At 28.3% G+C, this 12628-nt stretch carries 9 protein-coding genes and 1 other RNA gene; 4 read left to right on the top strand and 6 right to left on the bottom strand.

Going from position 1 to position 12628, the window contains the following annotated elements:
• Nucleotides 1-838: 838 nt before the first annotated feature.
• Complete coding sequence (locus tag GvMRE_RS11435) at nt 839-1048, bottom strand: hypothetical protein (RefSeq protein ID WP_147411376.1); 210 nt, start codon at nt 1046-1048, stop codon at nt 839-841.
• Nucleotides 1049-1798: 750 nt separating this feature from the next.
• On the opposite strand from GvMRE_RS11435, the gene ssrA reads away from it, so the two are divergent.
• Nucleotides 1799-2169, top strand: a transfer-messenger RNA (tmRNA) gene (gene ssrA, locus GvMRE_RS14560).
• Nucleotides 2143-2352 (top strand): hypothetical protein, encoded by a 210-nt coding sequence (locus GvMRE_RS11430; RefSeq protein WP_147411375.1) that lies wholly within the window; start codon nt 2143-2145, stop codon nt 2350-2352. The genes ssrA and GvMRE_RS11430 overlap by 27 nt, the downstream gene beginning before the upstream one ends.
• Before the next feature lie 168 nt (nt 2353-2520).
• On the opposite strand, the gene GvMRE_RS11425 is transcribed toward GvMRE_RS11430, so the two are convergent.
• The 5 genes from GvMRE_RS11425 to GvMRE_RS11405 all read right to left on the bottom strand — a co-directional run bounded on the left by GvMRE_RS11425 (nt 2521) and on the right by GvMRE_RS11405 (nt 9244).
• Complete coding sequence (locus GvMRE_RS11425) at nt 2521-3348, bottom strand: class I tRNA ligase family protein (RefSeq protein ID WP_147411374.1); 828 nt, start codon at nt 3346-3348, stop codon at nt 2521-2523.
• 103 nt (nt 3349-3451) lie between these two features.
• Nucleotides 3452-5446: an excinuclease ABC subunit UvrB gene (gene uvrB / locus GvMRE_RS11420; protein WP_147411373.1), complete on the bottom strand. Its 1995-nt coding sequence runs from the start codon at nt 5444-5446 to the stop codon at nt 3452-3454.
• 216 nt (nt 5447-5662) lie between these two features.
• The gene (uvrC, locus tag GvMRE_RS11415) at nt 5663-7270 is read right to left on the bottom strand and encodes an excinuclease ABC subunit UvrC (protein WP_147411372.1); all 1608 of its coding nucleotides are present in this window, start codon (nt 7268-7270) and stop codon (nt 5663-5665) included.
• Nucleotides 7271-8111: 841 nt separating this feature from the next.
• Nucleotides 8112-8969 carry a glycosyltransferase family 25 protein gene (locus GvMRE_RS11410; RefSeq protein ID WP_147411371.1) on the bottom strand — a complete coding sequence of 286 codons (858 nt, stop codon included), beginning with the start codon at nt 8967-8969 and terminating at the stop codon, nt 8112-8114.
• Nucleotides 8936-9244 carry a hypothetical protein gene (locus tag GvMRE_RS11405; protein ID WP_147411370.1) on the bottom strand — a complete coding sequence of 103 codons (309 nt, stop codon included), beginning with the start codon at nt 9242-9244 and terminating at the stop codon, nt 8936-8938. Before GvMRE_RS11405 ends, GvMRE_RS11410 begins: the two co-directional genes overlap by 34 nt.
• 400 nt (nt 9245-9644) lie before the next feature.
• On the opposite strand from GvMRE_RS11405, the gene GvMRE_RS11400 reads away from it, so the two are divergent.
• Nucleotides 9645-10808: a NusA N-terminal domain-containing protein gene (locus tag GvMRE_RS11400; RefSeq protein WP_172575398.1), complete on the top strand. Its 1164-nt coding sequence runs from the start codon at nt 9645-9647 to the stop codon at nt 10806-10808.
• Entirely contained in the window at nt 10792-12624 is a 1833-nt protein-coding gene (locus GvMRE_RS11395; protein WP_147411368.1) for a GTP-binding protein, read from the top strand. The genes GvMRE_RS11400 and GvMRE_RS11395 overlap by 17 nt, the downstream gene beginning before the upstream one ends.
• Nucleotides 12625-12628 lie beyond the last annotated feature (4 nt).

The following is a 12628-nucleotide window of genomic DNA, read 5'->3' as shown; positions in this document are numbered from 1 at the left end:
AAAACGACAGATTTTTTTTATTAAACTTTACTCTGATAGAAATTAGAGAAATATAAAATTCAGATATAAATTATTCTTTTTATTGTCATCACAAAATTATTGTTGTATACTCATGTTTTTGCTCATCCTAATTTTATTTTATGAAAAAACCGATTTTTTCATTATGTTATCAAAAAAAGTTACCAAGAGGATGTTAGCATCTCCTTTTTGTTTTTTTTGATGACAATATTTTAGAAATTTTGTACAAGCCTTGTTGTACATAGTTAAACATAATTTATCATAATCTTTTTCATTTTTGTAAGAGTTTTGAATACAATCTTGGTAATTTCTATAATATTTTTCCCAATCCCCAAGTTGTTTTTTTACTTTCGACTTCTCTTTTTTAAGGTAATCGTTAAAGATCTTTGAAGCCTCTTTTTTTTTGTATCCAAAAAAGAGGCTTTTTTTTACATCACCTGAATTTTTAAATATAAGTTATCATCAATTATTAAACTTTTAAAAATAGTAAAATATGCAAAAAAAACTTACAACAATTAGTCATAAAAATAAATTCAATTTCTTCAGTAAATAACGTTTTGAATTTAACTGAATAACCAACAGAGTTTGCTTTTCAATTTAAGAGAAATATTGATAAATTTAGATAGTTATAGGATATAAAACAAATAACAAAATTAAGAAAAACTATCAATCACCATTCACTTCATTATCAAAATCATTAGCACTTGATTTGTTACGATAAGTGGATAGATAAAAAGGCAAACATTTATTCTTATTTTTCACTTGACTAATCTTATTATTTTAGTATAGTATGACAAAAGCAAAGTTAGTTATATTCTTACTAAACATTTTTCTTCGTTGTAAATGAAAATATTCTTACTAGATGTAATTTTTTGTCGTTAGTAAATAGCATAATTAAGGCTTCTGTTCCTTTTTCAGTTAATAAATTAGTTAGATCTTTTTTGAATTGTTCTTTGCTTGTAGATCCATTTTTGATAATTATGTGTTTTGCTTCTTCAGCTAATTTTTCAGAATCTTTTAGAAAATCCACAGAATTTTAATAAGTAAAATATTTCCAAATAAGATTGATATTTATCAAGTTTGCTTACATATTTCTTCACTAAAAGCGAGTATTACGTGAGTACCGTTCAAATCGTTAATGTCAGTTTTTCTCAAAGTTGAGTAACTTATAGATTGCAATTCTATTTTTTTTGCAGAGATAATTAAAATCATAACAATTTTATTAAAATTAAATTAATCAACATAAATATTTCTTGTACTTTACCTCCCGTAGTTGCAGTTATTATCTGATTTCTATCTTTAATAAATGAACAGTTTTTAAAATCAATCGTCGGCAGAGTGCTTTTCATTTTTCTCTCTAGATACTAGCTAAACAACTTTCTAAAAATCCGTACTTATCAGCTAAAAATTTGAAACAGATCAACATAAGTTATTCCCTCTTTTTTGGCTCTTTGAAAAATCTTTTTTGTAAATATGAATTTTAATAATTTATGAAACAAATGATTTTTTGTTTTTGAAACATGACACAACAAATGCAACATGAAACTTGTTATGAGATAAGTATTTTATTTTGAAACAAAATCAATATTCATTAAAATAATTATAAATTAGCTGGTGGATGTTATGAAATTTATTTTTGATTTTTAGTTTTCATTAATTGCCTTTACTAATTTTAACAACAAAAGCTCTATAATAATAAGAATTTAAATAAAACAAGATATATAATGTTAAAACAAATAAAAAAAATATACTTAACATTATAGCAAAGCATAGTGAAAAAGGGGATGCAAGTTTTGACTTAGATTAGACTTGATAATTATTGCAGTGTTAATTTGAAAAAAAAAATCAAGATAAAAACAATAGCACTATTATAAATAATTACAGCTATCATAGTAATTTAGCAGCTTGCGCTGCCTAAATACCTAGCTATCCACTCCATTTAAATAGCTAGTAGCAAAAATGGAATTAACTAGTTAAGTTTGGTTATTATTCTTACTAGATTTTTAATTTAATCTAACAAAAAAAAACCACCTATTAACATATAGTTTGTCTATTAGTAAATGTTAAGATAGGGAAATTAAAAATAGACTAAACTGTAGAGATAATTATCGGTTATTTAAGGACATGGGTTCAATCCCATCATCTCCACCAAAATATTATTTAGACATAATTCTCAAGAATAAAAAACAATCAAATTGGGGTAAAGTTTGTTTAGATAAAAAGATCATTGGTTGAGAAGCAGCTAAAAAACAAGCCCGAGCTGATTTAGCCTACCATGAAAAAAAAGAGTGTGCTACCGTGAATAAAACTGGTAAAACCTTAACTATGTTCTAGTTATCTAAGCTATTCTAACCATAACCAACTAAGCTTTTATTTCTCATATAACGTTCAACAAAATTTGTTGTTTTTATAATCTTTCAATAATTATCTTCTTTTAATTAGGTTTGTGCCAAGAGGATTAGACCACTAAATATTTTAAAAGTTGTTGACTATTTGTCTTATTTATGAATTATTCTGTTTTTTCTCAAAAATTTTTGTTACCATGAGTGTTTTTAATCCGGTTTGTAATTTTTTTTTTTGTTCTTGGTAATAAACAAGTTTTTTTCTCTCTTCTTCTACTAATTGGGAAGGTGCTTTTTTCAAAAAATTACTGTTTGTTAATAGTTGCTTACTTCTTTCGCATTCCTTTTTATAATATTTCAATTGTTCTTCCAATTCTCTTTTGTTAACTTGTTCATGATATCATAAAATTCCAAAAGGTTGTAAATCAAGAAAGGAACTAAATTTACCCCTTTTCTCCCTTTCTAAGATAAAAACTCTACTTTTTGTTAATGGTTTTAGATATTGATTAGAATCAAAAGAGTTATTTAATTTGTTTTCTCATTTAGGAACTAATTCCAAATAAAATTCACTGACTTTACTTTTTTGGTGAAAATTGCGGATATTACTTATTAAAAGTAGTAAACAATCTATTTGTCAAAGATTACTTTTTTCAGTTTCTATATCAATCTTTTCAATTTCGGCTTCTAATATCTTTTTTTGAGTTTGTTCTTGGTAAAGGTATTCGGTAATAAAAGGAGTAACAGGGTGAAGCATAATTAATAATTGTTGATAAACAAAAAGCGTCGTTTTTTTAGTATTATCATCTCAGGGAGAAATTTTACTTAATTCTAAATATTCATTACTTAATTTTTCCCGAGTAAATTTAATAAGTTGAGCGGTAGCAAAATTAATTTCTTTCCTTCCTAAGTGATAAAAATAATTCTTTTGACAAAGAGCTAATTCATTTAAAATTCAACTATTAATTAAGTTATTATTTTTGTCTATCACTTATTATAATTAATTTTTCACTTGTCTTTTTATTTTCCTCTTTCTTCTGTTCTTTTTTTAAGTGAATAATAAGTTTTTTTAGTTCGGTTTTTCTTTCTCTTCTTTAATTATTTATTATTTTAGTATTAGTTATCACTCCTTCTAATTTTTCCAAGTCTAGAAGGGCATTTCGAAAAGCAATGGCCTGGTCAAACTTGAATTCTTTGGCAGATCTTTTTGTTCTTCTTCGTAAATCTTTAACTAATTTTGCTAATTCTTTTTTTTTTATTTCGCCTTTTTGAGCTTTTTCCACTAAAATGGCTATTAGAGGGTCAAGAACAATATCTTTGACTGGTTTTTCGATTGTTTTAGGAGTAATGCTGTTCTGATCGTTATGCACTTCTTGAATTTGGCGCCGACGATTAGTTTCTTGAATAGCACTTTGCATGTTACTAGTAATCCCATCTGCATAAAGGATAACTCTGCCATTTCTATTGCGCGAGGCTCGGCCGATTATTTGAATTAAGGAGCGAGTATCCCGTAAAAACCCAGGCTTGTCAGCGTCTAAAATACAAACCAATGAAACCTCGGGTAGGTCTATTCCTTCTTTTAACAAATTAATTCCTACAATTACATCATAAACTCCTCGCCGCAAACTGGTAATTGCCTGATACCGCTCAAAAATCTCTAATCGACTATGAAGATAAACGACCCGAATATTTCTCTCTTGTAAAAAACTGGCAATATCTTCTGACATGACAATAGTCAGAGCATAAATGAGAATTTTTTCCCCGCGACTGCTTTTTTCTCTTATTTCGTCCATAATATCAGCGATTTGGTTGCGGGTGGTTCTTACTTCTATTTGTGGGTCCAAGAGACCAGTTGGACGAATAATTTGCTCAACTGGTTGATAATTGACTTTTTCTAATTCAAAGTTGCCAGGAGTAGCAGAAACATAAAGAGAATAATTGACTTTTTCAAAAAATTCCTCTTGACTGAGCGGTCTATTATCCAGGGCCGAAGGCAAACGAAAGCCATATTTTATCAGCGTTTCTTTCCGTCGACGGTCGGTATTATACATGGCTTTCAATTGGGAAATAGTGATATGGGACTCATCAACAATAGTTAGAAAATCTTCCGGAAAGTAGTCCAGTAAAACAAAAGGAGTTTCCCCAGATTTTCTCCCATCAAAATAACGAGAATAATTTTCAATGCCGGGACAAAAACCCATTTCTCGCAAGTTAAACAAGTCTTCTTGAACTCTTTTTTCTAATCTTTCGGCTTCCAAAAATTTTCCTTCTTGGTAAAAAAAGTCTTTTTGCTCGGTCAACTCTCTTTCGATTTTTGCCAAAATTTCGGCTAATTTTTCTCCTTCTTCTCCGACATAATTATGATTAGGAGGAATAACAATTTTCTCTAATTCAATTATTTTTTCACCGGTTTGTTTATCTCTTTTTTCAATTTTTTGAATCTTGTCCTCTATTAGGCTTATCTGAAAGTAATAATTCTCTTCTCAACATAACATAAAGCAAATATCATCCTCTTTTATTTGGCAGTTTCCAGAGTTGATTTTTTTATCAATTTTGTATCCTAAATGGAGCATTTTTTCCTTAATTAGATTCCTATTTATTTTTAGTCCTTTTTCCAAATGAATAACCATTTTTTGGTAGGAAAAAGGACTAAAACAGCCATAGATGGCTGCTACTGAAGCTACCACAATAACATGTTCTTCCGTAATTAAAGAATTGAGAGCTTTTAACCGCATTTTGGCAATGTTATTATTCCGCTGAACTTTTTTTCCAATATAAATGTTGTTAACAGGTTTATAGGCTTCTGGCTGATAATAATCAAAATAGGAAACATAATATTCTACTCTATTATGGGGAAAGAAACCTTGCATTTCTTGATAAATTTGCATAGCTAAAGTCTTATTGTGAACCAGAATTAGAGTGGATTTTTGAATTTGTTGAATAACATTAGCCATGGTAAAAGTTTTTCCAGTACCAGTAGCTCCCAAAAGCACTTGTTCTTTTTGCCCTTTGTTAATACTTGCAACTATTTTTTTAATTGCTTTTGGTTGGTCTCCACATGGTTGAAAATCAGTTTTAAGATAGAACATTGTTATAAAAAGGTTTTCGCAAAAAATTTTAATGTTGATGACAATGTTTTAATAATTCTTATAAGAAGAAAAGATTTATTAAAGATTATGAAAAAAGTAAGTCAGGAAAAACATTGAATGTTCATAAGTTTAATGCACTTGAAAAATTATACATTTCGAAATTTAACTGGTTAAGAGTGTAATTATTTTTGTTGTTTTTTTCGGAAAAGACATAGGTTACTTTAAAATACTTTGACGATGTAGTTTGCGATGAAAATTAAGAGCATAGCGGTGAACTTCCTCTTGGCAGTTAGCTAAAAAATTAAAAATTCTTTCTTGATCAAAGAAGCCTAGTTCTTGGTAATCACTAGTAACAATTTTGGCGGTCTGGTGTTTTTCATTTTTGGCTAAACCGATTACTTTTACCTTTACTTCTAATTCTTTTAAAGTCTGTTGAACGGTTCTCACTTGTTCTTTACCACCATCTACTATTATCAAGTCAGGAATTTTTCTAGATAAATGTTTTTGATAATGGGTTAAACAGGCTCTTTTTAGGCGGAGTATATCGCTATCTTGGTCAATGCTTTCTAATTTATATAATTTGCTTTTGCTCAAAATTTTTTCGCCATTAATAAAAATTAAAAAACCTGCTGCTACATCTTGCTTATAAAGGTTAGAAATGTCTAAGCATTCGATATAGTTAGGTATTGGAATAGACAAAAGTTCACTTATTTCTTTTAATACTTGCTCTTTATTGACTTGTTGAAACTCATTTCAGTAGTTTTTTTGTCAAACTTGATGAGCATTTTGTTGAGCAAGATCAATTACTTCTTTTTTACGGCCTCGTTGGGGTGATTGGCAAGCAAATCCTAATTCTTCTCCTAATAATTCAATTCCGGGCAATTTTTTCGAAATATAAAGTATTTTTGGTGGTAAATTATTTTGATAAAATTGGTAAAGATAAGTTTCACAAATTTCTTCTTGATTGTTCCAGACTGGAAAAGCTGCTTCATCAGTGGCTACTAACTTTCCATAACGATAAATAAGGAGGCAAAAGGCCAGAATATTTTCTTGCTCGTAAATACCTAAAAAGTCGCAATTTTCTTTTTGGATAAATTCAATATTTTGCTGGCTAGTAAAAAGGTCGATATTATCCAGTATTTTTTTTTCTTTGTGAGCGATTTCAAAGGCTAAGTTAGTGATATTTTTCCGCAAAGAGTTTTTAATTTTTTTTTTTATTTCTTGGGTTTGGCCGTGAAAAAATTTTCGAACCTCTTTTTTAATATTTTCGTAGTAAGACTTGTCAACTACCTGCCAGCAATGACCAGAACATTGATCAATAGTATAATAAAAACAGGGTTTTCCAAGTTTACCTTTACATTTAACTAAGGGAAACAACCTTTCTAATAATTGTAATATCTCGCGAGCCTTGCTGCCATCGGGAAAAGGACCAAAATACTCATTGGAACTGGCAGGATTAATTTTCCGCACCACTTTATAACGGGGGTTTTCTCCACCAGTAATTTCCAAGTATGGATAGTAATGGTTATCTTTAAGGAGAACATTAAAACGAGGCTGATATTTTTTAATCAGATTTTGTTCTAAAATTAAGGCTTCTTTAGCATTATTAGTAATAATAGTATTAAAACTATGAATTTGCTGATAAAAATAACTGTCCTGAGAGTTTTGAAAATAACTACTAACCCTCTTTTTGAGGTTTTGAGCTTTACCAACATAAATTATTGTTTCATTCCTATCTTTGAATAAGTAGCAACCTGACTTATTGGTTACTTTATTTAGAAGTTTATGAAAAGTTAACTTGTTATTATTATTTATATTTGGCATTAGGGAATTATATTAGTAGAACAAAAAAAGTTTTTTAAATTTACGTACATTTTATTTTTTTGCTTTTTAATCTACCTAACTAAATATAAAAGTGAAGCTATGAAGTGTTTAAGCTTTTAGTAAAGAATAACAAAAAACAAAGGAAAAAGTTAGAGGCAAAGATATTTTTCTAACTTTTCGTGATAAACTTGAAAGAAAATTAAGAACTAAAAAAAAGCCAGCTATTTTCAAATTATCTCATGATTGAATTATAAAAAGAATTTTGATTGGGAAGATAAAAAGAATAAAGCAAATAAAATTGGTTTAGAGTCTGACACTAATTATGAAAGTTTAATATTTCATTTATATTCTCTAATTTCTGCCTTTGTATCTTGCTAATCAAAATGCTAAAATTTCATAAGATCGACTATTTACAATATGATTTAATGAAATATTGATTATCAACTTTAATCCATTATTCTTCTTTTTTTTACACCTTATTGATTTTCATCTTATGATCAACAATTGAACAAGAAACAATATGAAGAAAGCAATCTTTCGCAGTAAATAAATAAAGTTTTTTTAAAAGGTTTTTATGAATAAATAAAGTATCATTTTAACTATAAAAAATTGATATTTCTTCCATGGAAAAAATACTAAAAATGTAAAGTAATGAAATTCCTGCTTATGAGGACTCTTTTTAGAAATTTATAAAATAGATGATAAATTTAACTATGTTGATTTTAATTGATAGTGATGTAGCAATAGTAGAAAGTTATGAACCTACTACTTTCGGAAGAGTTGAAGAAACCATGTATTATCAAGGTAGATATTATCATGATATCGATCACAATTTTCTTATTTAAAATCTTAAGGGTCTTAAAAATAAAGCCTCAATTCATACTATTTCATGATATCCAAGAAAATGCAAAGTAGAATTTTTTAGAGGATAGGTCCACTGATTTTGTTCTGGAGAAATATCGGAAGGATTGTCTTTTGATTTCCATTGTACAATCGCTGATGGTTCTAAAGTAAAAGATGATATTTTTCCTTTTTTTATATAATGCACTAATTCTAAATCAATAGGGCTTTTTATATTAATTAGCAAATTTAACAAATTCTGAGCTCCTAAAAATGAGACTGCATAAGCATGAGTGCAGAAAGGTGATTCAGATTTATAAACCTTAAATGGAGACGTTTGATTATTTAGAGGATTTTTATGTTCTTTTTGCCCACATTGCCCAATATAAAATAGTTCCCAGTCCTTAGGCAGATACGGAATATAAGTATTCATTATATCAGTGATATTGAGTTCAATGTCTACATCATCTTCTAGAATTAAAGAACTGCGATAACCCCTTTTTAAAATATCACCATATAAACGATAGTGGCTAATATAACATGCTTTATATTGAGGTTCGAGATCAGATAAGTATTCATTAAGAGTTTCAAAGTCTTCTTTAGGTACGGCATCTACAAAGTCAAAATCTAATTTTAAATATTTAGAGAGAGATTCCATCATTTCTCTCCGATCTTTTCGTGATGGTAAGTTTATTACATAGATGTGATCAAAATCCAAAGTATTTTTTGAAACAGTTGAGTTAATTCTATTAATTAAAACATTAATATTAGAAAACCATAAACTAATATTCAGGAGTATTATTAAAAAGCAAAATACTAAAAGGTTTATTGCGCTTTTTTTATACTTTGTAAGTTTCATTTTTTTAGCTTATGATTTTTTTTAGAAAGAAAAATTTGAACCTTTTTATTATTTTTTTCCAAGCTAATAACTATACAATCATGAGAATAAGTTAGACAAATATTAATGACAATACAAAGTTCTAAATAGTTATGTTTTTTCCTAATTTGGTTAGGTTTTAAAGAAAGGTTTTTAGTTATTTTGTTGTTCTTTTCTATTTTCATTTTACTTATTGCTTTAAACAAGTTTGGAGGCAAAGCAGCGGTTTCAACTTTCGTAGCTGGTTCAATCGTCACTAGTGGTGGTGGTGTTTCCCTTCTTTTTTTATACAGGAGCAGTTGGTTATGGAACAGGAAAAGTTGTCAAAATCATGGGAAAATAGTTTGATTATTGTTTAAGCATTGTTGCGTAGCTTAGTCGAGTTTGCTTTTGCCTTGAATAATTGCTTTGCATCCTTCATAATCATATAAGTTCATAAGTTATATCTCTGGTTAGTTCGTGTTGCTGAATGAAGAGTGAATAGTATAGTAAAGGAAGCACGATCTAACTTTATAAAATGATAGAAATTTGCTTTATTTCTGCTAAGTCATTCGATAGTTTTTGCAATGATCTTGGACAGTTAGTTATGTTGATATTAGATTAAAATACTTATTAAATACCGTTGATAACAAAAATGCGTGTTTTCAAAAATTAGTTTTGACAGAAAATAATAAAATTCACCAGTTAATTAAAGAGTTAGCTGAAGAAAAAGAAATATCAGAAGAAAGGATCAAGGAAATAATCATCCAATCAATTAATAAATCTTACTGTAGTGGCGAAAATACGGGAGTTAGTTTGCATTTTGAGTTTGATAGTGGATTATCAGTTTATCATACCTATCAAATTGTAGAAAAAGTTAATAATCCTAAAAGAGAAATTCAAAAAAATAGTGAGTTATTGAAAGAAGGGAAAATAATGGGCGAAACTTTTTTACTACCTTTAGATATTAAAAATTTACCTCTTTTGCTTAGTAATGAAATAAGAAAGCAATTGCAAAAAGACTTAGAAGAAGCTAATTGAGAAAAGCAGTATAGATTATTTGAATCCCTTCAAGGACAATTAGTATGAGGAGTTATTCAAAACTTTAAAGAAAACTGTTGCATAATAGATATAGAATCAAAAAAGGGAATAGGTTGTTGAGATAAAAAAGAGTTGATCTTCTATCCTAGGAGATTGCTATCATCAAAAGAGAAGTTATGATTTTTGGTTAAGGAAGTGCAGAAAAAGGATAATTTACCTCAAGTTGTTCTTACTCGTTCAGATGATTTGTTTCTGCATAGAATATTAGAAAATGAAATCCCTGAAATAAAAAAAAAAGTGATTATTGTTCATCATATTATACGATTACCAGGGATACTGAGCAAGGTAATAGTAAAAAGTGAAAATTTAGATGCTAACCCTCTCGGAGCTTGCATAGGAAAAGATGCTCTAAGAATAAAGACTATTTCCAAACTAGCTTTTCCTGAAAAAGTGGATATAGTTCTTTGATCAAGAGACAAAAAAACTTTGCTTTTTAATTTGCTTTTATCAAATGAGCCTACCGAACTAATCATTAAGCAAGAAAAAGAATGGGAGGTAATTATATCTCGATGAAAAGGATCTTTAATTAATGATGAATGTAGAAGTAAAGTTTTAAAAAAAATTAGCGATTATTTGGAAATAAACATTCATATAAGGAGTCTTGAGGAATCAGCCGTAAAAAAAAAAGAAAATAGAAGAAGAGTAGTAAGAGAAATCAGTATTTATAAAAATGTTCATATAAGGAGTCTTGAAGAAACAGATTATAAAAGAGGTGAAAAAAAATATGAAAAAAAATACTAATCATTTGCTTTTAGAAATTTTTCGACGAATAATTTCTAGTACTCAAAACGAACTCAAAAACAGTGTTCTATACCTTTCGTCAGAAAGCATAACAATTAGTGATCTAGGAGACATAATCAATAAGCCAATAGGCGAAATTGTCTTTTTTTTTTGAAATAAAGAACAAGTGCTAAATTCAAATGATCCTCTGTCTTTTGGTTTGGTGAAAGACTACTGCAAAAGTATAGGCATAGAAGTAAAAAGGAAAAAGGAAAAAGATTTTCGAGAACTTGTTCAAGAGTATTTGGAAAAAACAACGAAGAGTGTTGAACTAGTCAATCGCCCGCCTTTTATTAGTGTTATGGGTCATGTTGACCATGGCAAAACCACACTTTTAGACACTATTTGTCATACTAATATTCAAAAAAAAGAAGCGGGAGGAATTACCCAAAAAGTTGCTGTTTTATATATAGAATTTCAGAAAAAAAAGCTCATTTTTTTAGATACTCCTGGACATGCGGATTTTATTCGAATGCGTCAACAAGGCATTTTTCTGACCGACCTGGTAGTTTTAGTGATTGATGCTAAAGATGGCGTAATGCAACAAACTAAAGAAATTATTGACTATCTTCATAAGTATGAGTTGCCAACTATTATTTTTGTAAATCATAAAAAACTAATAGAAACAAATAATGAAGAAAATTTAAATAGAATTAGAAAACAGTTGCAACAAAAAAACTTGATTCCTTTTGAGTTTGTTTCTGGCAATGCCAAAGAAAAAAGTGATGTTGATTATTTATTAGAAAAAATTTTACCTTTAGCTGATTTTAAAACAAACTCTAATTATCCAACCCATGGTACAACCATAAATAGTTATTTACATCAAAAGGGTAATTTTTGAATTAATGAATTGCTAATTCAAGGCGGTAAATTACAAAAAGGAGATACTATTTTTATCAATTGAAAATTCTTCAAAGTGAAATTTATTCATAATATTTTCAATGATGAAATTACCATTGCTCACCCTGGTGACTTGGCAAAAGTTGTTGGTTCAAATTTCGCTACTGAATTAGGAGATAAATTTTTAGTAGTTAATGACATAGAAATTAAAAAAGCTATCGAAAAAGAGTTAATTAGTCATCAAAAAAAAGAATTTGACCTAAATTCTTTTTTAACTATTAGAAATAAAAAAAAAAACGCTAATTTAATACTAATGGCTAATAATCAAAATTCCCTTAAAGCATTAGAAGAATTAGTGAAAAAACAATCCTCTTCTGAATTTAATTTTTCAGTAGTTCATAAGACTGTCAAAAACTCTTTAAAAGATTCGATTATTTATTTTGCTAAAGATGGTAATGGTATTGTTCTAGCATTTGATTTACATCTTGATAAACATCTAATTAAAACTTTAGAAAAAAACAATATTTTATTTTTTAGTAGCGACGTCATTTATAAAATTGAAAAAATTCTAGAAGAGATTGCTAGTAGTCATCAAGAAACAGAAGAAGTAGAAGAAAATACAGGCAAAGCTCATATTAAAAGTGTGTTTTATTTTTCCAAAGGAAGTATTGCTGGTTGTAAGATGATTGATGGAAAAACTACTTGCAATGACCTTGTTCGTGTTCTACGTACTCCAAAAAGAGGCAAAGAAATTGAGTTATTTATGGGAAAAGTAAAGAGTTTAGAAATTGAAAAAAGAAGAGTTTCAGAGGTAGCAAGTGGTCAAGAATGTGGAATTACTTTGAAAGGATTTGATGATTTTCAAATCGGAGATAAAATGTGGTTTTTTCGAAGAATAAAAAAAATAGTAAAGAAAAATGATGTTGATAAAAAGTAGTTCT

The sequence above is a fragment of the endosymbiont GvMRE of Glomus versiforme genome (genome assembly GCF_003546845.1).
The sequence above is the reverse complement of the archived record's forward strand: the minus strand, read 5'-3'. Positions and strand labels throughout refer to the sequence as shown.